Annotated in this window: 23 protein-coding genes; 16 read left to right on the top strand and 7 right to left on the bottom strand. The window is 74.3% G+C overall.

Features of this window, described 5'->3' with window-relative positions; translation table 11 throughout:
• Window positions 1-33: 33 nt before the first annotated feature.
• Window positions 34-1,398 carry a TerD family protein gene (locus tag KV381_RS02120; RefSeq protein WP_193464174.1) on the bottom strand — a complete coding sequence of 455 codons (1,365 nt, stop codon included), beginning with the start codon at window positions 1,396-1,398 and terminating at the stop codon, window positions 34-36.
• Window positions 1,399-1,881: 483 nt separating this feature from the next.
• Between KV381_RS02120 and KV381_RS02125 the strand changes: the two genes are divergently transcribed.
• From KV381_RS02125 to KV381_RS02140, 4 genes are all read left to right on the top strand, one after another.
• Window positions 1,882-2,367: a DUF6643 family protein gene (locus KV381_RS02125; protein ID WP_030083532.1), complete on the top strand. Its 486-nt coding sequence runs from the start codon at window positions 1,882-1,884 to the stop codon at window positions 2,365-2,367.
• A gap of 137 nt (window positions 2,368-2,504) precedes the next feature.
• Window positions 2,505-3,332: an MOSC domain-containing protein gene (locus KV381_RS02130; RefSeq protein WP_193464173.1), complete on the top strand. Its 828-nt coding sequence runs from the start codon at window positions 2,505-2,507 to the stop codon at window positions 3,330-3,332.
• A 41-nt stretch (window positions 3,333-3,373) separates the two neighbouring features.
• Entirely contained in the window at window positions 3,374-3,982 is a 609-nt protein-coding gene (locus KV381_RS02135) for a hypothetical protein (RefSeq protein ID WP_030083536.1), read from the top strand.
• 209 nt (window positions 3,983-4,191) lie between these two features.
• A complete protein-coding gene (locus KV381_RS02140) occupies window positions 4,192-6,618 on the top strand; it encodes a right-handed parallel beta-helix repeat-containing protein (RefSeq protein WP_030083538.1) in 2,427 nt (808 codons plus the stop codon).
• On the opposite strand, the gene KV381_RS02145 is transcribed toward KV381_RS02140, so the two are convergent.
• The gene (locus tag KV381_RS02145) at window positions 6,585-9,044 is read right to left on the bottom strand and encodes a hypothetical protein (protein ID WP_193464172.1); all 2,460 of its coding nucleotides are present in this window, start codon (window positions 9,042-9,044) and stop codon (window positions 6,585-6,587) included. The genes KV381_RS02140 and KV381_RS02145 overlap by 34 nt on opposite strands.
• Window positions 9,045-9,304: 260 nt before the next feature.
• Here KV381_RS02145 and KV381_RS02150 point away from each other — a divergent pair, with 260 nt between their 5' ends.
• From KV381_RS02150 to KV381_RS02170, 5 genes are all read left to right on the top strand, one after another.
• The gene (locus tag KV381_RS02150) at window positions 9,305-10,156 is read left to right on the top strand and encodes a DeoR/GlpR family DNA-binding transcription regulator (protein ID WP_030083541.1); all 852 of its coding nucleotides are present in this window, start codon (window positions 9,305-9,307) and stop codon (window positions 10,154-10,156) included.
• A 62-nt stretch (window positions 10,157-10,218) separates the two neighbouring features.
• Complete coding sequence (locus KV381_RS02155) at window positions 10,219-10,665, top strand: SRPBCC family protein (RefSeq protein ID WP_030083542.1); 447 nt, start codon at window positions 10,219-10,221, stop codon at window positions 10,663-10,665.
• A 119-nt stretch (window positions 10,666-10,784) separates the two neighbouring features.
• Window positions 10,785-12,812 (top strand): hypothetical protein, encoded by a 2,028-nt coding sequence (locus KV381_RS02160; protein WP_193464171.1) that lies wholly within the window; start codon window positions 10,785-10,787, stop codon window positions 12,810-12,812.
• A 137-nt stretch (window positions 12,813-12,949) separates the two neighbouring features.
• Window positions 12,950-14,545: an SDR family oxidoreductase gene (locus KV381_RS02165; protein ID WP_234024625.1), complete on the top strand. Its 1,596-nt coding sequence runs from the start codon at window positions 12,950-12,952 to the stop codon at window positions 14,543-14,545.
• Window positions 14,546-14,672: 127 nt separating this feature from the next.
• On the top strand, window positions 14,673-15,152 hold the full coding sequence (locus KV381_RS02170) for an SRPBCC family protein (protein WP_030634344.1): 480 nt from the start codon (window positions 14,673-14,675) through the stop codon (window positions 15,150-15,152).
• A gap of 19 nt (window positions 15,153-15,171) precedes the next feature.
• Here the strand turns inward: KV381_RS02170 and KV381_RS02175 are convergent, their stop codons facing one another.
• Window positions 15,172-16,305 carry a PLP-dependent cysteine synthase family protein gene (locus KV381_RS02175; RefSeq protein ID WP_030634342.1) on the bottom strand — a complete coding sequence of 378 codons (1,134 nt, stop codon included), beginning with the start codon at window positions 16,303-16,305 and terminating at the stop codon, window positions 15,172-15,174.
• Window positions 16,306-16,576: 271 nt separating this feature from the next.
• Here KV381_RS02175 and KV381_RS02180 point away from each other — a divergent pair, with 271 nt between their 5' ends.
• Together KV381_RS02180 and KV381_RS02185 are read left to right on the top strand one after the other, a co-directional pair.
• A complete protein-coding gene (locus KV381_RS02180; protein ID WP_030083549.1) occupies window positions 16,577-16,894 on the top strand; it encodes a hypothetical protein in 318 nt (105 codons plus the stop codon).
• 257 nt (window positions 16,895-17,151) lie between these two features.
• On the top strand, window positions 17,152-17,670 hold the full coding sequence (locus tag KV381_RS02185; protein WP_030634339.1) for an ATP-binding protein: 519 nt from the start codon (window positions 17,152-17,154) through the stop codon (window positions 17,668-17,670).
• Between the two features lie 123 nt (window positions 17,671-17,793).
• Here the strand turns inward: KV381_RS02185 and KV381_RS02190 are convergent, their stop codons facing one another.
• Window positions 17,794-18,087 (bottom strand): SHOCT domain-containing protein, encoded by a 294-nt coding sequence (locus KV381_RS02190; protein WP_030083551.1) that lies wholly within the window; start codon window positions 18,085-18,087, stop codon window positions 17,794-17,796.
• A 177-nt stretch (window positions 18,088-18,264) separates the two neighbouring features.
• Between KV381_RS02190 and KV381_RS02195 the strand changes: the two genes are divergently transcribed.
• Entirely contained in the window at window positions 18,265-18,834 is a 570-nt protein-coding gene (locus tag KV381_RS02195) for a TetR/AcrR family transcriptional regulator (protein WP_098026772.1), read from the top strand.
• 10 nt (window positions 18,835-18,844) lie between these two features.
• Window positions 18,845-19,426, top strand: coding sequence for a DUF4865 family protein (locus tag KV381_RS02200; RefSeq protein ID WP_193464169.1), 582 nt, complete (start codon window positions 18,845-18,847; stop codon window positions 19,424-19,426).
• Window positions 19,427-19,448: 22 nt separating this feature from the next.
• Here the strand turns inward: KV381_RS02200 and KV381_RS02205 are convergent, their stop codons facing one another.
• Window positions 19,449-20,663, bottom strand: coding sequence for an ROK family protein (locus KV381_RS02205; protein WP_193464168.1), 1,215 nt, complete (start codon window positions 20,661-20,663; stop codon window positions 19,449-19,451).
• A gap of 239 nt (window positions 20,664-20,902) precedes the next feature.
• Between KV381_RS02205 and KV381_RS02210 the strand changes: the two genes are divergently transcribed.
• The 3 genes from KV381_RS02210 to KV381_RS02220 all read left to right on the top strand — a co-directional run bounded on the left by KV381_RS02210 (window position 20,903) and on the right by KV381_RS02220 (window position 23,318).
• Window positions 20,903-22,033 carry an MFS transporter gene (locus KV381_RS02210; RefSeq protein ID WP_218784343.1) on the top strand — a complete coding sequence of 377 codons (1,131 nt, stop codon included), beginning with the start codon at window positions 20,903-20,905 and terminating at the stop codon, window positions 22,031-22,033.
• Window positions 22,034-22,137: 104 nt separating this feature from the next.
• Window positions 22,138-22,503: an SCO4225 family membrane protein gene (locus KV381_RS02215; RefSeq protein WP_030083558.1), complete on the top strand. Its 366-nt coding sequence runs from the start codon at window positions 22,138-22,140 to the stop codon at window positions 22,501-22,503.
• Window positions 22,504-22,562: 59 nt separating this feature from the next.
• Window positions 22,563-23,318, top strand: coding sequence for a maleylpyruvate isomerase family mycothiol-dependent enzyme (locus KV381_RS02220; protein ID WP_098026768.1), 756 nt, complete (start codon window positions 22,563-22,565; stop codon window positions 23,316-23,318).
• Between the two features lie 25 nt (window positions 23,319-23,343).
• Here KV381_RS02220 and KV381_RS02225 read toward each other — a convergent pair whose 3' ends face one another.
• On the bottom strand, window positions 23,344-24,009 hold the full coding sequence (locus tag KV381_RS02225; RefSeq protein ID WP_030083562.1) for a response regulator transcription factor: 666 nt from the start codon (window positions 24,007-24,009) through the stop codon (window positions 23,344-23,346).
• Window positions 24,006-25,304 (bottom strand): sensor histidine kinase, encoded by a 1,299-nt coding sequence (locus tag KV381_RS02230; RefSeq protein ID WP_218784344.1) that lies wholly within the window; start codon window positions 25,302-25,304, stop codon window positions 24,006-24,008. Before KV381_RS02230 ends, KV381_RS02225 begins: the two co-directional genes overlap by 4 nt.
• Between the last annotated feature and the right edge of the window lie 154 nt (window positions 25,305-25,458).

The raw sequence follows: 25,458 nt of genomic DNA on the forward strand, positions 1-25,458 counted from the left end.
GCGGGCGGCCGGCAGGGGCGCGGCGAGGGCGGGTCACTTGCGGCCGGGCGTCCAGTTCATGCCCCAGCCGTAGGCGGCGTCGATGGTGCGCTGGGGGCTGACGCCCCGGTCCGGGACGAGGTAGCGGGCCTCGCGCTGGACGGTGAGGTCGCCGCCGTTGTTGGTGATCAGGGCCAGGGCGCAGACGGTGGAGGGCACGGTGCACTCGTCGAGGGAGAAGTCGATGGGTGCGCCGTTCTGCGGCTGGAGGGTGACGGTGGCGTGGAGGTCGGCGAAGCTCCGGGCGCCTTCGTAGATGGTGACGAAGATCAGGACGCGCCGCAGCAGGTCCTTGTGGTCGAGGTTGATGGTCATGTTCTCGCCGGTGGAGACCGCGCCGGTGCGGTCGTCGCCGTCGAGGTGGATGAAGGGCGGCTGGCGCAGTGAGCCGAAGGCGTTGCCGAGGGCCTGCACCACTCCCTTGCGGCCGTCGGCGAGCTCGTACAGGGCGCAGAGGTCGAGGTCGAGATCGGCGTGCATGGCGACGGCCCGGCCGAGCTTCGCTCCCCAGCCCTTGAACTGCTTGCGGACCTCCCAGTTGAGGTTGACGCGCAGCGCGCCGGAGGTGCCGCCCTGCTTGGCGAGCGAGACGGAGGGCGCGCTCTTGGTCAGCGTCACCTTGGTCAGGCGTACGGGGGCCGGGGCGGGCGGGGCCGGCGGCATGGGCGCGGGAGGCGCCGGCGGCGCGGGGGCGACCGGGGCGGGGGCCGTCGGAGCGGGGGCCGGAGCGGGGGGCCATGAGTGCGCAGGGGCCGCCGGGGGCGCCGGGGGCTGCGGTGCGGGCGGGGTGGGTGCGGCGGTCGGGGCGGGGGCGGCCTGCTGCGGTTCGTCCACGGAGATGCCGAAGTCCGTCGCCAGGCCTTCGAGGCCGGTGCTGTAGCCCTGCCCGACCGCGCGGAACTTCCAGGCACCCTGGCGCAGATACAGCTCACCGAGGATGAAGGCGGTCTCGACCGTGGCGTCCGTGCTGTCGAAGCGGGCCAGCTCGGCGCCGTTCGCCGCGTCCGTGACCCGTACGGAGAGTCCGCTCACCCGGCCGAAGGTCCCGCCGTCCGCCGAGGCCGCGACGACGATGCGCTCGATCCCGGGCTCGACCTTGCCGAAGTCGACGAGGAGGGTGTCGGTGACGCGGTCGGCCGCGGTCTGCTTGCCCTCGTGCCGGACCGCGCCGGACGCGTGGGCCGGCTGGTTGTAGAAGACGAAGTCCGCGTCGCTGCGGACCTTGCCCGCCACCAGCAGGAGCCCGGAGGCGTCGACGTCCGGCGTGCCGGGTGCGGTGTGCCACCCCACCGCGACGCGCACGGTGCCGGCCGGCACCGGAACGTTGGTTCCTTTTTGCATGGTCATGGTCGCCCCCATCACGAGTCCGGCTGCCCGCAGGCCTTCCCCACAACTTAATCCCCCGCCTCCCGCGCGAAGCGCCGCGCCCACCCCGGGATCCGCCGCGGATCTTGCCGCGCCGACTCGGCTTCCGCGGCGACATCGCGTGATGATCCGTCACTTCCCTTTCCAGGAAACGGAGTGCGATGGCCGGAGGACAGACCGCACGGGACCGCGTTGCACACCGAGGCGATACGGCATTTCACGGAGAGACGAGGGCTGCCGGGAATTCGGGCCGCCGGACGATGATCGAAAGAACTCCCCTTCGGCGAGGTCACGGACGCCCGTCCGCTCGGGCCCCGCCCGGGCGGTGGGGGCCGGGGCGACCGGCGGAAAGACCTCTGCCGTTAACGAAGGCTTTAACGTTGTTTTGGCGAGCCGGGCGCACAGAACCAACGTAAAACGGATAACCCAAAGATTGGGGCTCCCCATCCAGCTCATCGTGGGCTTAACTTAGGTGGCATGACGTCCCCCCGCTCCACCTTCGGCGGCGGCTACTACGCCGCGTCGTTCCCCGACACTCCGATCTACGACTCCTTGGTCGCGGAGCGGGGAACCCCGCAGATCGCTCCCATCCGTGTGCCGGCCGCCTATGACACCGGCAACAGCTACCTGCCCGCGCTGCCGTCCGCGCTGCCGGCACTGCCCGCGGCCCCGTCGCAGCAGTCCGGCTCCTACGGCTACCCGCAGCAGCAGCCGATGCCGCAGTACCAGCAGGCTCCGATGCAGCAGGCGCCGATGCAGTCGGCCCAACTGCAGCACGCGCCCGCGCCGTACATCCCGCAGCAGCCCTCGGCGGTCCGCGGCTACCCGCAGCAGCCCCAGCCGCAGCGGCCCGCGCCCGCCACCGGGTACGAGGCGATGCGCCCGGCCTCGCCGCGGCCCGCGCCGGCGCAGTCGCCGTACGAGGACCCGTACAACCGGCCGTACCAGAGCCGGGGGTACTGACCCGCGACTCCGGCAGGGCGAGGTGCGCCGGGGGACGCACCGGGGCGATCCGCCCACATCCAGGGGACTCGGGTGTGCGGTCGGCGCCCCGGAAAACCACGCCTACGGAGTCCGGAAGGTGCTGGCAGGATGGGCGCATGAGCTTTCCCGTGCTCCGGTCCGCCCACCTCTATCCGGTCAAGTCGCTCGCCTCGCGCGCCCGCGACACGGTCGCCGTCGAGCCATGGGGACTCGACGGCGACCGCCGCTGGATGCTGGTCGACAAGGCGTCCAGGGCCGTCACGCAGCGTCAGCAGCCGTCCATGGCGCGGATCTCGGCCGAGGTGCTGCCGGGCGGCGGCGTGGCCCTGTCCGCACCGGGCCACCCGCCCTTGCGGGTGGCGGTGCCGGAGCCGGGCCGGACGCTCACCGTGGAGTTGCACCGGGACACGCTGGAGGTGGCGGAGGCGCCGGGTGACGCGCACGACTGGCTGAGCACGGTCCTCGGCACGGAGGTCCGGCTCGTGCATCTCGACGATCCCGCGCACCGCAGGCCCGTCGATCCGCTCTTCGGCCGGCCCGGCGACATGGTCTCCTTCGCCGACGGCTACCCGCTGCTGCTGACCGCCACGGCCTCGCTCGACGCCCTCAACGCCCTGGTCGCCGAGGGCAACCGGCCCGAGGAGGGTCCGCTGCCGATGGACCGCTTCCGGCCCAATGTGGTGATCGACGGGACCGAGGCCTGGGCGGAGGACGGCTGGCGGCGGATCGCGATCGGCGAGGTCGTCTTCACGGTGGCCAAGCCCTGCGGCCGCTGTGTGATCACGACGACCGACCAGCGCACCGCCGAGCGGGGCAGGGAGCCGCTGCTCACGCTGGCCCGCCACCGCCGGTTCGGCAAGCAGCTGGTCTTCGGCCAGAACCTGATCCCCGAGGGGACGGGAGTGATCAGGGTCGGGGATCCCGTCCGGATCCTCGATCGATAACATCGCCGTCCGAGGCGCGCGAAGGGGGAGGGGGCGCGGGCGTGTGGGTGCTGTGGGCACTGCTGCGCGGGCGGGCCAGTCCGCTGCGCCGTGCCACCGACCGCCGCGAGGCCCGGGTGGCGCTCGGCGCGCTGCTGCTCCTCCTGGTCGCCGCCCCGGCCGCGGGCTGGGCGGGCGGAGCGTTCGCCGACGCCTCACTCCAGCGTTCGGTGCGCGCCCAGCACGCGGAGCGCCACCCCGTCGACGCGGTCGTGGTGGGCCGGCTCCCGGAGCCGGAGCGGTACGCCGGTGATCCGGAGGGCGGCTCCGAACGGGCCGCGCACACCTGGGTGGTGGCCTCGTGGCAGGCCCCGGACGGCAGTCCGCGCACCGGCGAGGTGGCCGCCTCGGCACGGCCCGGGCCTCCGGGGTCCTCGGTGCGGATCTGGACGGACGCGACCGGTTTCCCGGTTCCGCCGCCGATGGACGGGCGCACCGCCCGGACCCACGCGGTGCTGGCCGGCGTCGGTACGTTCCTGCTCGCCGCCGGATGCGTCGAGGCGGGCCGCCGGCTGACCGTAGGACGCATGGTGCGGCGGCGGTACGCGCGGCTGGACCGGGAGTGGGCCGCGGCCGGTCCGGACTGGGGCAGGGCGGGAACGAGCGGCTGAACGCGGCCCCTCCCCCGACCGGGGACGAGCGGAGACGACGGGACCCGACCGGAGATGACCGGAGCCGGCCTCCGGCGACATCGCTCCGCGGGGCCGACTCGTCAACTCCCGCCCCTCACGCGCGCTACGGTGGTCCGACCCCGTCCGCCTCCCCGGCGACGGACGGACCCGAGGCAGCGCACAGCACGAGGTGGGGGCAGAGCAACTCCATGGCACAGGGCACGGTCCAGGTGACGCACACCGGAACATCGCGATGGCGCCGCCGCACGGGCGAGTACGCCTCACTCTCCGCGGCCCTGGAGGCGGCAGCCGACGGTGACGTCCTCACCGTCGCGCCCGGGACCTACCGGGAGAACCTCGTCGTCCACCGCGCGGTGACGCTGCGCGGCCCCGAGGGCTCGGTCGGTTCCGTGCGGATCGCGCCGGTCGACGGCGTACCGCTGACCGTGCGCGCCTCCGCGGTGGTCCAGGGGCTGCACATCGAGGGCCAGGACTCGACGGCCCCGGCGCTGCTGGTCGAGGACGGCACGGCGGAGCTGACGGACCTGCGGATCGTGACGCGGTCCGCCGCGGGCATCGAGGCGCGCGGCGCGGCCCGGCCCACCGTGCGCCGCTGCACGGTCGACAATCCGGCCGGCGTCGGCATCGCCGTGCTGGACGGTGCGGGCGGTGTGTTCGAGGAGTGCGAGATCGTCTCGGCCGGCCAGTCCGGGATCTCGGTCCGCGACGGGGGCCGTCCGCGCCTGGACCGCTGCCGGATCCACCACGCGTCCGGCGCGGGCATCGGCGTCACCGGCGAGGGCAGCGGCCTGGAGGCGTTCGGCTGCGAGGTGTACGAGATCAAGGGCAGCGGCATCCAGGTCACCGCCCGCGCCTCGGCCCATCTCACCGACTGCACCGTGCACCGCACCTCGGCGGACGGGGTCACGCTGGACACCGACGCGGTGCTGACGCTCGCCGACTGCGACATCCACGACATTCCGGAGAACGCCGTTGATCTGCGGTCGCGTTCGGTGCTCACGCTGACCCGCTCCACGGTCCGCCGCTTCGGCCGCAACGGGCTCTCGGTCTGGGATCCGGGGACCCGGGTCGACGCCAACCAGTGCGAGATCCACGACAGCACCGGCGACTATCCGGCGGTCTGGGTCAGCGACGGCGCGACGGTGATACTGGACGCCTGCCGGGTGCACGACGTGCCCGACGCGCTGTTCGTCCTCGACCGGGGTTCGCGCGCCGATGTGGTGGACAGCGACCTCTCCCAGATCCGTAACACCGCCGTCTCCGTGAGCGACGGGGCCACCGCCCAGCTGGACGACTGCCGGATCCGGGAGGCGTCCACGGGCGCCTGGTTCCGCGACCACGGCAGCGGCGGCACGCTGAACAACTGCACCATCGACACGGCGCAGACCGGTGTCATCGTCACCAAGGGTGCGGATCCCACGATCGAGCGCTGCACGGTCACCTCGCCCGCCGAGGCCGGGTTCTACGTCTCGGCCGAGGGCCGCGGCACCTTCGACAGCTGCCGGGTGACGGGCAGCGAGGGCTACGGCTTCCATGTCATGGACGGCTGCCGCACCACGCTCACCCGCTGCCGTACGGAGCGGTGCGCGCGGGGCGGTTACGAGTTCCCCGAGGGCGACAGCGGTGGCGGGACCGGGCCGGTGGCCGAGGACTGCACGAGCGACGAGAGCGGTCTGCGGACGGCTCCGGCCCCGCCGCCCGTGCTGACGGCGACCCAGTCGACGCCCGGTCTGCTGGGGACACTGCCCGGACAGCGCGCCGTCGAGCCCGCCGCGGAACCGGTCGCCCCGGCGGAGCCCGCCCGGGACTCCTCGGCGGTCCTCGGCGAACTGGACGCGCTGGTGGGCCTGGAGAGCGTCAAGCGCGAGGTGCGGGCGCTCACCGACATGATCGAGGTGGGCCGCCGCCGGCAGCAGGCCGGGCTCAAGGCCGCGTCCGTCCGCCGCCATCTCGTCTTCACCGGCTCCCCCGGTACGGGCAAGACCACGGTCGCCCGGCTCTACGGGGAGATCCTGGCCTCGCTCGGGGTGCTGGAGCGCGGTCATCTGGTCGAGGTGTCCCGGGTCGACCTGGTCGGCGAGCACATCGGCTCGACGGCGATCCGGACCCAGGAGGCGTTCGACCGGGCGCGCGGCGGGGTGCTGTTCGTCGACGAGGCGTACGCCCTCTCCCCCGAGGATTCCGGCCGGGACTTCGGGCGGGAGGCCATCGACACCCTGGTGAAGCTGATGGAGGACCACCGGGACGCGGTGGTGGTGATCGTCGCGGGCTACACCCATGAGATGGAGCGGTTCCTCACCGTCAACCCCGGGGTGGCCTCGCGGTTCTCCCGGACCATCACCTTCAGCGACTACCTTCCCGAGGAGCTGCTGCGGATCGTCGAGCAGCAGGCCGACGAGCACGAGTACAGCCTGGCGGAGGGCACCGGGGAGGCGCTGCTGAAGTACTTCACCGAGCTCCCCAAGGGCCCCGCCTTCGGTAACGGCCGCACCGCCCGGCAGACCTTCGAGTCGATGGTGGAGCGGCACGCGGGCCGGGTCGCCCAGCTCGCCGAGACGAGCACGGACGACCTGACGCTGCTCTATCCGGAGGACCTCCCCGAGCTGCCCTTCTGAAGCCCCTCCCCCGGCCGGAACGGCTCGCTCCCGGTCTGCCGGGGCACCAGCGGGCCCAGTTCGTCGAGGAGGGCGGCCCGCTCCTCGGCGAAGACCGGGTCGGCCTGGTAGTCGGAGTGGCCGAGGATCGGCTCGGGCAGCGGGAGCTTCGTGGTCCGCCCGTAGGCCAGCGGGTCCTTGAGCGGGCCCCGGTCGACGCCCGGGTCGGGGTCGGCGCAGATCCGGACGGGGCCGCCGATCGGGTCGGTGGCCCGCCACAGATTGCGCCAGCAGTGCACCGAGCGGTGCAGCCCGAGCAGCGGCTCGGGGCCGAAGTAGGCCGGGAACCACCGCCCGTACAGCCGCTCCAGGGGCGAGCCGTAGGTGAGCAGCGCGACCCGGCGGCGGGTCGCGTCGGGCAGCTGCCAGACGGCGGACGCGGCGAGCACACTGCCCTGCGAGTGGCCCGAGATGACCAGCCGGCCGCGGGGCGTGGTGGTCGTCCAGGCGGACATCCGGGAGGCGAGGTCGGGGACGGCGCGCTCGGCGTAGCACGGCGGCGCGAAGGGGTGGGCGGCGCGCGGCCAGAAGGTGCCCACGTCCCAGAGGATGCCGATGGTGCGGCGGGCCGACGCGTCCTTGTAGGCGCGGCGGCCACCGGCGACGAACAGTATGAAGCCGAAGCCGATCAGCCAGGAGCCGGTCGACTGCGCGGCCTCGGCCAACGATTCGAGGAGCGGCCCGCTCCCGTCGGCGGCCCGGCCCGGCACCTGGTCGCTGCGCCAGGAGCCGGCGATCGCGCCCGCCCCGAGCAGCAGGGTGGCGGCGGAGACCACGCCGACGATCCAGGGCGCGGAGTCGGTGAGGGCGGCGGTCGCGCGGATCCGGGCGATGCGGCGGGTACGGCCCTCGTCGGGAGCTTCGGGGGCGTACTCCGCCTCGATGACCGGGCCCAGCCGGCGGGCGGTGCGCGCGGTGCGGACGACCAGCACCAGGACGGGGACGAGCAGGAGCAGCAGGAGCACCGGGATGACGGAGGCCTGCCAGCTGAGCAGGACCGGTGGTCCGGCGATGTCGGTGCCGTGGCCCATGCCCGGGGTCCCGGACCCGTCGAGCCAGTCGGCGACGCGCTGGGCGACGCCGCCGGTCATCACGCCGCCGAGGGCGCAGGCGAGCATCGCGACCGCGGGGCCGCCGAGCCCGTACAGGATGGTGCGGGGTTCGGGGGTGCGCCGGTAGAGGCCCCGGGCGACCACGGCGAGGACCACGACGAGGACGCCCTGGCCGAGGGCGAGGAGCCGGAAGGTGGCCTCGCCGGGCAGGCTGCCGGAGGACTGCCAGTCCGGGCGCGACCAGGACGCGAACAGGACGGAGAGCACGAGCAGGGCGAGCGCGGAGCCGGGCAGACAGGTGATGAGGGCGGCGTCCAGCCGGGTGTCGCGGGTGCGTTCGCTGCGGCCCCGTCGGCAGACGACCCAGACGACGACGAGCGCGCACAGGGCGATGCCGCCCTCGACGGCCGCGCCGAGGAACTGCGGCACCGGTCCTCCGGCGCTCCGGTCGTGGCGTGCGGCGGCTCCGGCGACGGCCGCGGCGACGGTCAGGAACCCGGCCGCGGTGTGGGCGGCGCGGAGCCGCGCGACGAGCCGGCGGCCGTACCAGAAGCCGGGCCTGCCGAGCGCGGGGCGGACCGGGGCGGGCGGCCGCGGAGCTCCGTCCGCGTCCGGGTCGGGGGCGCCGGGGCCGTGGGCCTCCTGCGATCCGTCGGGGTCGTACGCGTCGATTTCCCCGCCGTCCAGGGGGCGTTGGGCCTCGTACGCGCTCCAGGTCCGGTTGGAGAGATACCACAGGAGCCCCACCAGGGCCGCGGGCACCAGGGCCGCCAGAGCGAGGCGGCGGCCGGGCTGGGACCACCAGCCGCCCTGATGGGCCGACAGGAAGCCGAGCCAGGAACGGCGTTCGGCGCAGGCCTCGGCGCCCGCGCACTGCCAGGCCAGCAGGTCGAGGGCGACTTCGCAGGCGGCCGCCGTGAGCAGCACCGTGAGGCTGAGCGCGACGAGCCGCACCAGGACGCCGTACAGCCGGACCGCGCGGGTGCGGCCGGTGGCGGTGGGGCGCATCCAGTGGGCGAGGTTGACCACCATGAACGGCAGGAGCAGCAGCCACAGGGCGCGGGAGCCGTTGCCGGAGGTGAGGCCGGACCAGCAGTACGCCTCGGCGACGGGCTCGTCCCGGTAGCGCTCGGGGTGCTTCTCGCCGTGGGCGTCCTCGGTGCGCCGGTAGACGGCGGCGGTCGCGTCGCCGGTGACCCGGACGGTACGGGGGTCGCCCAGCATCTCCTGCGGGGTGGCGCCGCCGACGCCGTGGACGAGCAGTTCCAGCGCGGTCCCGGTGTGCTGCGGTGACGGGGCGGCGGGTGGCGGCGGGGGCGGGGCGGCAGGAGCCAAGGCGGGACTCTCTCTCGGGCGTGCCGGCCTCGTGGCCGGCGACGACGTGCGCGGGAACGGGTGGGGCGGGGCCGGGACGCCGTGCGCTCCGGGCGTGGTGACCCGCCGGACGGTCCCCAGGATTCCGGGCAGGGGGCGGGTGCGTGAGCGGTCTCACGGAATCTCCCCAGGTGATACGCCGGACATGCCTGCGTGGCAGGATGAGCGTGTCCCGCGGGCCGCTGCGGACCGTACGGCAGAGGGAAGGACCGGACCCGGCGTTGAGCGAGAATCAGAACCTGCTCGCGGAGCAGCGCCGTGCGCTGATCCTCGACGAGGTACGCAGGCGTGGCGGGGTCCGGGTCAACGAGCTGACCCGCAAGCTGAACGTCTCCGACATGACGATCCGCCGGGATCTGGACGCGCTGGCCCGCCAGGGCGTCATCGAGAAGGTCCACGGCGGTGCGGTCCCGGTCGTCGAGGCGAGTACGCACGAGCCCGGGTTCGAGGCGAAGTCGGCGCTGGAGCTGAGCGCCAAGGAGGACATCGCACGGACGGCGGCGGCGTTGGCGGTGCCGGGCAGCGCCATCGCGCTCTCGGGCGGGACGACGACCTTCGCGCTGGCCCGGCATCTGCTGGACGTGCCGGATCTGACGGTGGTGACCAACTCGGTGCGGGTGGCGGACGTGTTCCACGACGCGCAGCGTCCGGCCGGAGGGCGGGGCGCGCGGCCCGGGGCGGCGACGGTGGTGCTGACGGGCGGGGTGCGCACGCCCTCGGACTCGCTGGTGGGGCCGGTCGCGGACCGGGCCATCGACTCCCTCCACTTCGATGTGCTCTTCCTCGGCGTGCACGGGATCTCGGCCGAGGCCGGGCTCTCCACGCCCAATCTGGCGGAGGCGGAGACCAACCGCCGTTTCGTCCGGGCGGCGCGCCGGATCGTGGTCGTGGCCGATCACACCAAGTGGGGCACGGTGGGTCTGAGTTCCTTCGCCGCGCTGGACGAGGTCGACACGTTCGTCACGGACGCGGGCCTGGCGCCGGAGACGCGCGCGGAGATCGGCGAGCATCTGCCGGGGCTGCTGGTGGCGGGCGACGATCCCGCGGAGGCCGCGCCCGTCACCGAGGGCTGACGCGGGTCCCGCCGGTTCCGTTCGGCAGGCGGCAGTTCGCGGGCAGGCTCTAGGATCGGGCTGTGGCCGTCTTCCGGATCGAGCGTTTCTCCCCTCTCCCCGCAGCCGAGGCCTGGCGCCGGGTGACCGACTGGGAACGGCACGCCGCGCAGGTGCCGTTGACCGTGATCTCGGTGCCGACGGGGCTTCCCTCGCAGCTCGGAACGGTCTTCGTGGCGCGTACGGGGCTGGGCCCGCTGGCGTTCGACGATCCGATGGAAGTGGTGCGGTGGACCCCGCCGGCCGGCGGCCGGGCCGGGGTCTGCCGGCTGGAGAAGCGGGGGTCGGTGGTGCTGGGCCGGGCCTCGATCGACGTGCTGCCCACGGGTTCCGGTTCTCATGTGGTCTGGGTCGAGGAACTGCGGGTGCGGCTGGTGCCCCGGTGGGGCGATCCGCTGCTCGCCTCCACCGGGCGGCGGATGTTCGGCAGGGTCCTGGACGCCCTGCTCGCCTCTCCCGACGACCGGTAGGACCGCGGGAGCCATCGGCGGCCCGCGGGAGTGCCCGGGCCACGGGTGATGTGACCGTCACACGATTGACTCGTTTGTCGGTATGACATCCCGCCACGGCCTCGGAAGGCACCCATTTCATGCCGATCCATCAACCGCAGCAGCTGACCGGCGTACGCCCCGACCGCACGGGCGTGCAGCAGGCCGAGGCCGCCCTCGTGGAGCACTACCCCCGCCTGGTGCGGCTCGCCTACGTCGTCCTGCCGCCGGCGCTCGGCCGGCACCGCCGGGTCCTGGCCGCCCACGCCCTCGTCCAGCGGGCCCTGCCCCCGGCCGGGAGCAGGGTGCGCGGCCCGCGCGTTCCGGCCCAGTCCCGCCGGTCCGACGCTCCGGCGGGTGCGGAGCCCGCGCCCGGCACGGGGCGGGACCGGGGCCCGTCGGGCGCGGCGTACGCGTGGATGCGGCTGCGGGTGCTGCGGGCGGCGCTGGCCCATGAGCGGCGGCCCCGCTGGTGGCCCGGGCGGCTTCCGGCTCCGGCCGCGCTGCGTCCGACGGTGCCGGTGGTGTGGGGGCTGCGGCTCTTCCCCCGGGCGGGCGGCGTCGACGAACTGACCCTGGACCGGGCGCTGTCGACGGTGCCCGGGCCGGTCCGGGCGGCGTTCGCGCTGGAGTTGCTGGAGGGTCTCGACGAGCGCGCGGCGCGGGCGCTGCTGGCCGAGGCGGAGGTGGTGGATCCGGCGGGTGCGCTGCGCCGGGCGGCCCGGCTGGGGCGGCCGGACCGGGCCGGGGCGCAGGCGATGCTCAGGTCAGGAGAGTTCGACCCGTGCACGGTGCAGACCCGGCCGAGCGATCTGCTGCGGCGCAGGCACCGGGTGCGGGCGGTGGCGGTCGCCGCGGCGCTGTGCGTGGTGGCGGGCGGTCTGGCGGTGGCCGTCGAGGAGGGGGCGCGGGGCGGGGGCGAGGACCGGAGCCCGGCGGGTGTGTTCGCGCCGGTGCTCGATCCGGCGGAGCTGATGCGGACGGCGGCGGAGCGATGGGCGGACACCTCGCGTGTCGACTTCACCGCCTGGCCGGCCCGGGGCGGGCGCACGGACGACGACGGGCTGCTGGGCCGGGCGCTGCGGGCCTGGGCGGGGCCGCCGGATTCGGTCCGGGTGTCCACCACACCGGGCACGGTCGCGGTGCCGCCCGCGCAGCCGCCCCGGCTGCTGTTCGCCGGTGAGGTGGACGGGGCGGCGGTGGTGCTGTTCCACGACGGCGGGGTCCGGGTGGTGCGGTACGCGGAGCCGTTGTCCGGGTCCGGCGGGGCGGCCCTCGACTTCGCGCGGACGGACGACGCGGACGTGACGACGGGTGCGGCCGTCGTCGTCAGCCGTACGGGCGACAGCGCCCGGTTCCTGCTCGCGCCCTGGATCGACGGGACCACCACCCGGGACCTGCTCGCGCCGGACACGCCGGGCAAGCCGTTGGAGGTGGGCCCGGACGGGATCACCGCCGCGGTGGACCGGCCCGCGGCGGGCGGCGGGTGCGACTCCTGGCCGGTGCTTCAGCTGCGGTCCTCCGAGCGGATCGTGGAGAACCACGCGTTCCTGCTGACGGATCTGGGCGATCTGGCCCCCGCGCATCTGACGTACACCCCGAAGCCGGGCCGGGGCGCGCCGGCCCGGCAGCCCCGCGAGGCGACGGGCACGGACGCGCTGCTCGCCTGGGCGCGTACGGCGTGTTCGCTGCGGGCGCTCTCCGGCTCGGGCGTACGGGCGGTCAACAACTGGGCCTTCGCCGAGCAGAAGCTGCCCGAGGGCGGGGCGTCGGCCGATTGGCTGTGCACCCGGGCCGACACCTGGCGGGGCCCCGGCCGGGTCCTGGTCCAGTTCCTCGGGCCGGCCGCCTCGCCGACGGATCCGGCCGCGGTGGTCGCCGACCGCGACGACACGGCCCTGTGCAGCAGGTTCGGTCAGCATGTCCTGGCGGGCACCCACTGGAAGGCGGCCTCCGGGCGGTGGTATGTCCTGGCGGCCGGGAGCCGGGCGGTGACCCGGATCGAGGCGAGCGGGGCGGTGCGGGGCGCGGCGGGCGGGCCGACGTTCGCGGTGCGGGCGCCGCGTGACGCCGACGTGGAGCTGACGGCGTCGCTGCGCGAGGGCGGGACGCTCACGGCGGTGCGCTGAGCCGACGCGGGGGCCGAGGGTCGGGGGCCGGGGGCCGGGGGTCGGGGGCCGGGGGCGTCACCGTACCGATGGCGTCGATGCCGCCGTACGGAGGCCCCGACCGGTCGTACGGGCCGTCCGGTGCCAGACTCGGACAGGTGACGGATCTTGACGACGGTTCTGACGACGGCTCCGGCGAGCTGAGGCTTCCCGACGCTCCGGACCAGCGCCCGGACGGCTCGCCTCCGCGCTGTCTGGTGACCGGGGCCACCGGCTACATCGGCGGCCGGCTGGTGCCCGCCCTGCTCGACTCCGGGCACCGGGTGCGCGCCCTGGCCAGAACGCCGCGGAAGCTGCGCGACTACCCCTGGGCGGACCGGGTGGAGGTGGTGCGCGGCGATGTCACCGACGCCGCTTCGCTGGCGGAGGCGATGCGGGACGTCGACGTGGCGTACTACCTGGTGCACGCGCTCGGTTCCGGTGCGGACTTCGAGGAGACCGACCGCAGGGCGGCCCGGACCTTCGGCGAGCAGGCGCGGGCGGCCGGGGTGCGCCGGATCGTCTATCTGGGCGGGCTGACCCCGGCCGGGGTGCCGGAGAGGAGTCTGTCGCCGCATCTGCGGTCGCGGGCCGAGGTGGGGCACATCCTGCTGGACTCCGGGGTGCCGACGGCGGTGCTGCGTGCGGCGATCGTCATCGGTTCGGGGTCCGCCTCGTTCGAGATGCTGCGGTATCTCACCGAGCGGCTGCCGCTGATGATCACCCCGAGCTGGGTACGGACCCGGATCCAACCGGTGGCCGTACGGGACGTGGTCCGCTATCTGGTGGGATGCGCGGCGCTGCCCGACGAGGTGAACCGGGCCTTCGACATCGGCGGCCCGGACGTGATGACGTACCGGGACATGATGCAGCGCTACGCCCGGGTGGCCGGGCTGCGGCGGCGGCTGATCCTGCCCGTGCCGGTGCTCACCCCGACGCTCTCCAGCCGCTGGGTCGGTCTGGTCACCCCGGTGCCCAGCTCCATCGCCCGGCCGCTCACGGAGTCGCTGCGCCACGAGGTGGTCTGCCGCGAGCACGACATCAAGGAGTACGTCCCCGATCCGCCGGACGGGACCATCGGCTTCGACCGGGCGCTGCGGCTGGCCCTGAAGCGGATCCAGGAGGCGCGGGTCGACACCCGCTGGTCCAACGCCTCGGTGCCCGGCGCGCCGAGCGACCCGCTGCCCACCGACCCGGACTGGGCGGGCGGCAGCCTCTACCGCGACGAGCGCGAGCTGGCGGTGCCGGTCGGGCCGCAGGCGCTGTGGCGGGTGATCGAGGGCATCGGCGGGGAGAACGGCTGGTACTCCTTCCCGCTGGCCTGGGCGGTACGCGGCTGGCTCGACCGGCTCGTCGGCGGGGTGGGGCTGCGGCGCGGCCGGCGGGACGCCCAGCGGCTGCGGGTGGGCGACTCGCTGGACTTCTGGCGGGTGGAGGAGATCGTGCCGGGCGAACTGCTGCGGCTGCGGGCCGAGATGCGGCTGCCGGGCCTGGCCTGGCTGGAGCTGTCGGTGCGCCGTGACGAGCGGGGCCGCACGGTGTACGGGCAGCGCGCCCTGTTCCATCCGCGCGGGCTGCCCGGCCACGCGTACTGGTGGAGCGTGTGGCCCTTCCACTCGGTGGTGTTCGGCGGGATGGCGCGCAACATCACCGAGGCGGCCGCGGCCGAGGAGAAACGGCGCGGACCGGTGGCCGACAGTGGTACAGACAACTGACGGTCCGGCCGCTAGGGTGTGCCCGATCCGCCGGGTACGCCCTGGGGTGTGCCCCGCCCGGGTCCGCCGGACACGCCGTGGGGCGTGCCCGGCACCACACGTCGCAGAGCGCCGGGAGGTGCACGGGATGGCACGCCGACTCCGTACCGTGGGACGGGAGTTCGCCGACTCGGCGCCGCTCCGTCTGGTGTTCGCCGCCGAGGTGTCCGCGCCGGCCGACGTGGTGTACCGCGCGCTCGCCGAGGATGTCGCGTCCTGGCCGTCCTGGTTCACCGCCGTCACCCGGGCCGCGCCCACCGACGCGGGCGCGGGCCGTGAGGTGCGGCTGCGGGGCGGCGTCCGGTTCCGCGAGACGATCGTGGCCGCCGAACCGGACACCTGTTACGCCTACCGGGTCGACGAGTCCAACGCACCTGGTCTGCGGGCTCTGTTGGAGGAGTGGCGGCTCACTCCGGAGGAGTCCGGGACCCGGGTGCAGTGGACCTTCGCCGCCGACGGGACGGGGCTGTTCCGGCTGGTGCTGAGCCTGGGCCGGGCCGGGGTGGGCCGGTCCTTCCGGGACGCCGTACGCCGGCTGGACGCGCGGCTGGCGGCGCGGACGCCCTGATGGCTCCGGAGCGCGGTGCTCAGCAGGGCCAGGTGCCGGTGGCGAGGAATTCGTCGATGGCGGCGGCGTACGGGGAGATGTCCAGGTTCTGCTCCTCCAGCCAGGCGTCGGAGTAGTACTTGTCCAGGTAGCGGTCGCCCGGGTCGCACAGCAGCGTGACGACGCTGCCCTGCTCGCCCCGCTCCACCATCTCGGCGATCAGCTTGAACGCGCTCCACAGTCCGGTGCCGGTGGACCCGCCCGCCTTGCGGCCGATGGCGCGCTCCAGGGCCCGGACGGCGGCGACGCTGGCGGCGTCGGGCACCTTCATCATGCGGTCGATGGCGCCGGGCACGAAGCTGGGTTCCATGCGCGGGCGGCCGATGCCCTCGATGCGTGAGCCGCGGTCGCTGGTGGCGTGCGGGTCGTGGTGGGTCCACCCGTCGAAGAAGCAGGAGTTCTCCGGGTCGGGCACACAGATGCGGGTGTCGTGCTGGAGGTAGTGGACGTAGCGGGCGATGGTCGCCGAGGTGCCGCCGGTCCCGGCGGTGGCGACGATCCAGGCGGGTTCCGGGTAGCGCTCCAGGCGCAGCTGCTGGTAGATCGACTCCGCGATGTTGTTGTTGCCGCGCCAGTCGGTGGCGCGCTCCGCGTAGGTGAACTGGTCCATGTAGTGCCCGCCGGTCTCGGCGGCGAGGGCGGCGGACTGCTCGTACATGGTGCGCGAGTCGTCGACGAAGTGACATCGGCCGCCGTGGAATTCGATGAGGCGGCACTTCTCCGGGCTGGTGGTGCGCGGCATCACGGCGATGAACGGGACGCCGATCAGCTTGGCGAAGTACGCCTCCGACACGGCGGTCGAACCGCTGGAGGCCTCGATGACCGGCTTGCCGGGCCGGATCCAGCCGTTGCAGAGCCCGTAGAGGAAGAGCGAGCGGGCGAGGCGGTGTTTGAGGCTGCCGGTGGGGTGCGTCGACTCGTCCTTGAGATAGAGGTCGATGCCCCATGCCTCGGGCAGCGGGAAGCGCAGCAGATGGGTGTCGGCGGAGCGGTTCGCGTCAGCCTGGACCTTGCGGACGGCCTCCTTCAGCCAGGCCCGGTACTCCGGGTCGCTGCGGTCGACGTCCACGGTCGCCGTGGCCCGGTGCCCGCGGGTGTGCTCACTGGTGTCCATGGGCCTGCTCCTGTTGTCGTCGATCGATGCCGTGGATCGATGCCGTCGATCGATGCCGTCGATCCGGTGTTCCTGCCTCCACGATATGCACCCCACCTGCACAAACGGTCACTTTGATGGTCCATAGCGCTGCCTTTCACCGGCGCCCGCGGGGCGGTTGTGGCAGGCGGTGCGGGCGGCCGTGCGGCCGGGCTCCGGGCCCTCTGGCGATCCGGCCCGTACCGGGGCACACTGCACAGCAAGAGTGGTGACGAAGGGGGGCGAATCCGCGATGGCGGACGTCGAGTTCAGTGCGTCGGGGGTCAGGATCGAGCGCTTCACCAGATCGCTGACCAGGGCTGGTCAGGTGGTCGTCAAGGACGGCCGGCTGTCCCTGCTCACGAGCAACGGCCGGGAGATCGACAGCGCCCCGGTGGGCACGGTCAGCGCCCGCAAGTGGTGGTTCATCGCGGCGGATTCCGTCATCGCCCGGGTGAACGGCGTGCGCTACCGGTTGACGATGGGGCAGCGCAGCCGCAGACGCGACGGGGCCGCCCCGCTGCGGCGTTTCCTGGAGACGCTGCGCAGTGCGGGCGGCCGCCGGGACTGACCTGCCGTGACGGACACGGCCGACCGGTTTCGGGCCGGCCGGGCTCCGCCGCGAGTTGCGGAGCCGTACCCCCTGAGCCACGCTGGATCCATGTCACTGAAGGTGCACCCTCGGTGACAGAGCGATCCGCTCCATGGAGCCGGGTCGCGCGACACGAGCAGACACGACAAGAGCAGAGCGGATTCGGCAGTCAGTCGTCCGCCGGGCCCGTTCGCGTCTCTTCTCTTCTTCCGGACCTATTTCGGGGAGTCGCAGCCGTGATCAGCGAGCCAAGCAGGCACTGCACGGTGGAGCTCCAGGCCCTGCCGTCGCGGATCGGTCAGGTCCGCAGAATCATCTCGGCGCAACTGCGCTACTGGCATCTCGATCCTCTGATCGACCAGGCGGCCCTGGGCGTCACCGAGCTTCTCACCAACGTTCACCGGCACGCACAGCCGGACAAGTCATGCACCGTCGACATCGAGCTGCTGCTCGACCGTCTGACGGTCTCCGTCCACGACCACGATCCGCGGCTGCCCACGGTGAACGAGGCGGACTCGTTCGCCACGTCGGGCCGCGGCCTGGCCCTGATCGCCGCCGTCAGCGAGAGCTGGGGCGTGCGGCCGATCGGCTCGGCCGGGAAGGCCGTCTGGTTCACGCTGCCCGCGGCCTCCGGCGCCTCGACCCTGCCACCGCTCGCGGTGTACGGGTCGATGACCGACGGGCCGTTCGGGGCCGTGACCATCACGCCCGACGACATCGTGTCCGCGCCCGCCCGGTCGGCCGTCGTCGGCTGACGGGCGGGGCCGCGACACGGTACGGGCAGGACCGGGCCCGGCGGACCGGTGCGCGGCCGGGCCGGAACGTGAGGGCGGCGGAGCGGTTTCGCACCGCTCCGCCGCCCCGCGGTCCGGCCGTGCTCACGCCGGTCCGCCGCCCGCGGTCCGGCCGAACTGCTCGTCCAGCACGGAGAGTCGACGCCAGTACTCGTCCTCGTCGATCTCGCCCGCGGCGAAGCGGCGGCCGAGCAGGGCGATCGGCGAGGACGGGCCGGGACCGCCCTGCGGTCCACGGGCGGCCGCCCACGGGCCTCGGCGCCCGCGCCACACCGTGCGGCGCAGCAGGGTGACGATCCCGATGACGACCGCCGCCCAGACGAGCGGGAAGAGCAGGACCCAGGGGCCGGGCCCGCCGGTGTGCGCCAGGGTGTTCATCTCGGTCAGCTCCCTCGTTCGCGGATGGCGTGGTGCCTTCCGGTCGCTTTCGAGCCTGCCCGCAGGAGGCGCCCCGGGGCGTCGTCCACCCGGCGGCCGTGTCCGTACTCCGGCGGGAGCAGCCGGAGCAGGCTCCTCCCCTCCCCTTCTGTACCTACTAGTATGTACACTTCTCGTATGAGCACCCCGGACCGACTGATCGAGGCCACCCAGGAGCTCCTGTGGGAGCGCGGCTATGTGGGCACCAGCCCCAAGGCCATCCAGCAGCGGGCCGGCGCCGGCCAGGGCAGCATGTACCACCACTTCGCCGGCAAGCCCGAGCTGGCGCTCGCCGCCATCACCCGCACCGCCGAGGAGATGCGCGGGACCGCGGGGCGGCTGCTGGACGGCCCCGGCAGCGCGTACGACCGGATCGCGGCGTATCTGCTGCGCGAGCGCGATGTGCTGCGCGGCTGCCCGGTGGGGCGGCTGACGATGGACCCGGACGTCATCACCGACGACGAGCTGCGCGCACCGGTGGACGCCACGTTCGACTGGCTGCGCGGCCGGATCACCGCCATCGTCCAGGAGGGCGTGGACGCGGGCGAGTTCACCCCGGGGACCGAGGCCGGACCGGTAGCGGCGGCCGTGGTCGCGACGGTGCAGGGCGGCTATGTGCTGGCCCGCGCCTCGGGCTCGTCCGCCGCCTTCGACGGCGCGGTGGAGGGTCTGCTGTCGCTGCTCGCCGCCCGCACCCACCAGGACTGAGGAGTTCCGCGTGCACGCCCTGCAGTACGAGATCACGCTGCCCGCCGATTACGACATGGGGATCATCCGTACCCGGGTCGCGGCCAAGGGCCATCTCCTCGACGACTTCCCCGGGCTCGGCCTCAAGGCCTATCTGATCCGGGAGCGCGAGGCGGGTTCGCCGGTGAACCAGTACGCCCCGTTCTACCTGTGGAACGCCCCCGAGGGGATGAACGCCTTCCTGTGGGGCGCGGGATTCCAGGGCCTGGTCGACGACTTCGGCCGCCCCGAGGTGCAGCACTGGACGGGCCTGGCCTACGAGGAGGGCCCGTCGTCCGGCGCGCTCCCCCGCGCCGCCGTCCGGCTGCGGCGGCCGGTGCCCGACGGCGTACGGCCCGCCGACGTGGTCGGAGCGGCCCTGGCGGAGACCCACCGGCTCGCCGCACTGCCCGGAGTGGTCGCCACCACGCTGGCGATGGATCCGCGCCACTGGGAGCTGGTGCACTTCACCCTGTGGGAGCGGCCGGAGCCCGGGGCGGCGGGCGAGGCCTACGAAGTGCTGCACCTGTCGTCGCCGGAGGCCGGCCGGCTGCGGCGAGGACGGCAGTGGTGAACAGTGCGTAGGCCCGCGCGCTTCAGGCCAGCGCGGCGAGCGGGTCGTCGAGGACCGGCTGCCAGGCCAGTTCGGCGGCGCCCACCAGGCTGTTGTGCGCCAGGGTGCACGGCAGGATCGGCACACTGCCGCTGCGCCCCCACAGGCTGCGGTCGGCGACGACGGCGCGCAGCCGCTCCGGGTCCGCCTCCAGCAGGTCGCGGTGGAGCCCGCCGAGGATGATCCGGTCGGGGTTGAGGATGTTGACCAGCCCGGCCAGCCCCAGGCCCAGGCGGTCGATCAGCGCCTCGGCGGCGTGACGTACGGCGGGGTCGTCGTACTCCGTGCGGAGCAGGTTTCCGGCCTGCTTGAGGAGGGACTCCTCGGGGCCGGGTTCGCGGCGGGCGGTGGTGAGGAAGGCCAGCGGGTCGGTCTCCACGTCGAGGCAGCCGCGTCCGCCGCAGTGGCAGGGCCGCCCCTCGGGGTTCACCGTGAGATGCCCCACCTCCAGCGCGAGGCCCGAACTCCCGCTGTGCAGACGGCCGTCGAGCACCAGGGCGCCGCCGACGCCGCGGTGGCCGGTGGCGACGCAGAGCAGGTGCTGGGCGCCGCGCCCCGCGCCGTGCCGGTGCTCGGCCAGCGCGGTGAGGTTGACGTCGTTGCCGGTGAACGCGGGCCCGGTGATGCCCGCTTCGCGGACGCAGGCGGCGAAGATGTCGCGGACCGGGGAGCCCGCGGGCCAGGCGATGTGCAGCGGGTTGAGGGCGGTCCCCTCCGGTTCGGCGACCGCCGACGGCACCGCGAGCCCGGCCCCGACACAGCGCAGCCCGCTCGCCCGGAGCAGCTCCGCCCCCGCCGCCACGACCTCGCCGAGCACCTGTGCCGGGTCGGCCATCACCGCGACGCAGCCGGGCGATGTGGCGACGATCCGGCCGCCGAGCCCGACCAGCGCGGCCCGGAAGCCGTCGGCGTGCACCTGGGCGGCGAGGACGACCGGGCCGGTCTCCAGGACGGACAGCCGGTGCGAGGGGCGACCCTGGGATCCGGCCGCCGACCCTGGGCTGGAGTCGACCCGGATCAGCCCGAGCGCCTCCAGTTCCGCGGCGACCGCCCCGGCGGTGGCGCGGGTGACGCCGAGTTCGGAGGTGAGCACGGCCCGGGTGGGGGCCCGCCCGGTGTGGACCAGTTCCAGCGCGGGCCCGAGCGCGCTGCGGCCCCTCTCCAACTTCGTCCGGGTGGTGGTCGCCTTGCCGTTCATGGGGGCGAGTCTCCCATGATCCGGAGGCGTCCCGGACGCCCGGGCCCGGTCCCGGCATCCCGCCCCGGCCACCGCGGCGCCCCGGGAACACCCCGTACGCGGCGGTGTTGCGCCCGCCGTCGGAGCGCCCTTATGCTGAGTTTGTGCCGCAACTAAACAAACTGCGGACGGCCCTACCGGGGGGACCTGGCGGAGACACCGCCCCACCCTCGTCGGCCCGCCTCCGTACCGCGCTGACCGTGTTCTTCGCCCTCGACGGGTTCCTCTTCGCCGGCTGGGTGGTCCGTATCCCGGCCATCAAGCAGCAGACCGGAGCCTCTGCCTCCACCCTCGGCCTCGCCCTGCTCGGCGTCTCCGCCGGTGCGGTGGTCACCATGATGCTCACCGGCCGGCTCTGCCGTCGTTACGGCAGCCATGCCGTGACCGTGGCCTGCGGCGTCCTGCTCCCCCTGAGCATCGCCCTGCCCGCCCAGACCCACTCGGCGCTCTCGCTCGGCCTGGTGCTGCTGGTGTTCGGTGCGGCGTACGGCGGCATGAACGTGGCGATGAACAGCGCCGCCGTCGATCTGGTCGCCGCCCTGCGCAGGCCCGTGATGCCGAGCTTCCACGCGGCGTTCAGCCTGGGCGGCATGGTCGGCGCCGGGCTCGGCGGACTGGTCGCGGGAGGCCTCTCCGCCTCCACCCATCTCTTCCTGCTGGCCGGGATCGGCCTGCTCGTCACCGCCTTCGCCGGACCCGCCCTGCTGCGTCACCGTCCGGCCCCGACCCCTGTCGACGCCGTCGGCCCGCGCGAGCCGAAGCAGCGGCTGTCGCCCCGGGCCCGCCGGATCGTCGCGCTCTTCGGCTTGATCGCCCTGTGCACGGCGTACGGAGAAGGGGCCCTGGCCGACTGGGGCGCGCTGCACCTGGAACAGGACCTGGGCGCGCACCCCGGGCTCGCCGCCGCCGGCTACGCGTTGTTCGCCCTGACCATGACGGTGGGCCGGCTGAGCGGGACGATGCTCCTGGAACGGCTCGGCCAGACCCGCACCCTCGTCCTCGGCGGGGCGACGGCGGCGGCCGGGATGCTGCTGGGCTCGCTGGCGCCGACCGCCTGGCTGGCGCTGGCCGGCTTCGCGGTCACCGGGCTCGGCCTCGCCAACATCTTCCCCGTGGCCGTGGGCCGGGCCGGCGAACTGGCGGGGCCGAGCGGCGTCGCCGCGGCCTCGACGCTCGGTTACGGCGGGATGCTGCTCGGCCCGCCCGCGATCGGCTTCCTGGCCGACTGGTTCTCGCTGCCGCTGGCGCTGACGACGGTCGCCCTGCTGGCCGCCGCGGCGGCCGCCCTGGGGTACGGGGCCCGCAACGCGGCCTCGGGTGCGCACACCTGATCACCCGCACACCTGGTCGATTGAGTAGCGGTACTCAGGCGGCTTCCGCTCCCCCGGCGCACGATGGAAGCCTGAAGACCTTCCGCCGAGCAAGGGACCAGACCATGAAGCGGCTCACCGACCACCCGCACCTCACCACCCTGGTCCGGCTGACCTTCCGCAACCCCGCTTCCCTGATCTATCTCGGGCTGGTGCTCGCGGCGACGCTCTTCGTCGCCGTGGACACCCTGTTCGTCACCCACGAGGACGCCTCGTTCGCCGGTGTCTGGCTGTTCCTCCTCGCGGCCCCGACCGTCTTCCTGTTCTTCGTCGGCAGCTCCCTGGCGGGCGCGGGGGCGGGCGGGCCCACGTGGTTCCTGGTGCTGGCCCTGGTGGTCTCGGTCCTCGTCCAGTCGCTGGCCCTGGGCTGGTTCGTCCGCCTGGTGCGCCGGGTCGGTTCGGCCGGATCCGCGCACCCGCAGGGCATCTGACACCCGCGGGGCATCCAACACCTGCGGGGCGGCCGACGGCCCCTGGCACAATCACCGCCATGCAGATCGCCGAGCACATCGCGTCGTTGTCCGGGGAAGGACGGCTGCTCGCGGCCGCCGCCGAGCGGGCCGGACCGGGGGCATCGGTCCCGACCTGCCCCGGCTGGCAGATACGCCATCTCCTGCGGCACACCGGCATGGTGCACCGATGGGCGGCGGCGTTCGTCACCGAGGGCCACACCGCCTACCAGCCCGACGGCGGTGAACCCGCTCTGGACGGCGCCGAACTCCTGACCTGGTTCCGCGAGGGCCACGACCATCTGGTCCGGTCCCTGGAGGAGGCGCCCGCCGACCTGGACTGCTGGACCTTCCTCCCGGCCCCCTCGCCCCTGGCGTTCTGGTCCCGCCGCCAGCTGCACGAGACGACCGTGCACCGCGTCGACGCGGAATCGGCGCTCGGCGGCCCCCTGACCCCGGTGCCCGCGGAGCGGGCGGTCGACGGCATCGACGAACTCCTCACCGGCTTCCACGCCCGGCCCAAGAGCAAGGTCCGCTCCAGGAAGCCCCGCACCCTGCGGGTGCGCGCCGTGGACACGGAGGCGACCTGGACGGTACGGATCTCCGAGGACCCGCCGGAGGCCGTACGCACGGCGGCCCCCGACGCCCCCGAGGACGGCGTCGACTGCGAGCTGAGCGGCACGGCCGAGGGGCTCTACCTCACCCTCTGGAACCGGCTGCCACTGGCCGCCCTCTCCCTGCGCGGCGACCGCTCGGTGGCCCGCCTCTGGACGGACAACGCCGCGGTCACCTGGTGAGAGGCGCCGGGCCGCCCGTCCCCGCTCAGCCCAGCCAGCCGGGGCGCACCAACCCCGATTCATAGGCGAGGACGACGAGTTGGGCCCGGTCGCGGGCTCCGAGTTTGACCATCGTGCGGCTGACATGGGTCTTCGCGGTGAGCGGGCTGACGACCAGTCTGCGGGCGATCTCCTCGTTCGACAGGCCGATGCCGACCAGCGCCATCACCTCCCGCTCCCGTTCGGTGAGCCGGGCGAGCGAGGCGGCGGCCGTCGGTTCCTTGGAGCGGGCCGCGAACTCCGCGATCAGCCGGCGCGTCACCCCCGGTGAGAGCAGCGCGTCGCCGCCGACCACCGCCCGTACCGCGCGCAGCAGTTCCTCCGGCTCGGTGTCCTTGACCAGGAAGCCCGAGGCTCCGTTGCGGATGGCCTCGAAGACGTACTCGTCGAGCTCGAAGGTGGTGAGCATGACCACCTTCACCTCGTCCAGTTCCGGGTCGCCGGTGATCCGCCGGGTGGCGGCCAGTCCGTCCAGGCGGGGCATCCGGATGTCCATCAGCACGATGTCGGGGCGCAGTTCGCGCACCAGGCGGACCGCCTCGTCCCCGTCGGCGGCCTCCCCGGCGACCTCGATGTCGGGCTGCGCGTCCAGCAGGGCCCGGAAGCCGGCCCGTACCAGCAGCTGGTCGTCGGCAAGCAGTACACGGATCACGGTGTCTCCTCGGCGGGCTCCGGCGGGTCCTGGCGGCGGTCGTGGTCCGGGGCGGTGAACGGGAGTTCCGCGCGGACCCGGAAGCCGCCGTCCGGGCGGGGCCCCGCCTCGATCGTGCCACCGAGAGCGGCGGCCCGCTCCCGCATCCCGACGAGTCCGTTGCCGCTGCCGCCCGCGTCGTCGCCGGTCGCCGGTCCCGCGTCGTCGATGCGGAGGCGGACGCGCCCGGAGCCGTGGACGATGTGCACCAGGGCGGTACGGGAGCCGGAGTGGCGGACGACGTTGGTCAGGGCCTCCTGGACGATGCGGAAGGCGGCGAGACCGGCGCCGGGCGGGACGGCGGCCGGGTCGCCCTCGCTCTCCACGTTGACGGCGAGCCCGGCGGCCGCCGCCTGGTCGACGAGTTCGGGGAGCCGGTCGAGGCCGGGGGCCGGGGCGGTGGGGGCGTCGCCGGGCGTACGGAGGTTGGCGAGCACCTGACGTACCTCGTCGAGCGCTTCCTTGCTGGCCCCCTTGATCGTGGTGAGGGCGGTCCTGGCCTGTTCCGGGTCGGAGTCGAGCAGCGCGAGGCCAACGCCGGCCTGCACGTTGATGACGGAGATGGAGTGGGCCAGCACGTCGTGGAGTTCGCGGGCCATGCGCAGCCGTTCCTCGTCGGCCCGGCGCCGCTCCGCCGCCGCGCGCTCCGCCCGGGCGGCCGCCCACTGCTCGCGGCGCACCCGCAGCAGTTCGGCGGCGGCCACCACGGCCACCACCCACGCGGTGATGAAGCCCTCCTGCGCCCAGGGCGCGGCCGGGTCGCCGTCCGGCGGCAGCCAGCGGTACAGCCAGTGGGCGACCAGGACGTGCCCGGCCCACAGACCGCCCAGCGACCACCAGGCGGCCTCCCGGTGCCCGGCCACGATCGCGCTGAAGCAGCCCACGGCGACGGCGACGAACACCGGTCCGTACGGGTAGCCCGCCGCGAGGTAGCCGAGGGTCACCGCACAGGTGGTGACCACGGCGAGCACGGGGCGGCGGTGGCGCAGGAGCAGCACGCCCACCGCGACGAACAGCAGCAGCCGGGCCACCAGGTCCAGCGGCCGGCGGTCCTGCCCGTGCTCGGCGAAGCCCGTACCGACCATGACGAACACCAGGAGCACGGCCGTCGACAGCCAGGGCAGCCCGGCGGCGGTCCGCGAGCGCGCGCCGGACAGCCACGGCGGCGGTCCGCCCCGCCCGCCCGGCCGTCCGGACCGTCCGGGGAGGCCGCACGGGGGGCCACCGCCCCGGTGCGGCGGTCGCTGTTCGTCCATGGCGGCCACGCTAGACGGCGGACGGGCGCGGAGGCGTCCGCCGTGCGTGGTGATCACCCGTACTCCGCGGGGAGTACGCCACCGGGAGGGGCGGCTCCGCGTCGTCAGGCCGTGGTGACGCCGCGCGGGCCCACCGAGCGGACCGGACGCCCGT

The sequence above is a fragment of the Streptomyces sp. WY228 genome, from assembly GCF_019287315.1.
Taxonomy (GTDB): Bacteria; Actinomycetota; Actinomycetes; order Streptomycetales; family Streptomycetaceae; genus Streptomyces; species Streptomyces caviscabies.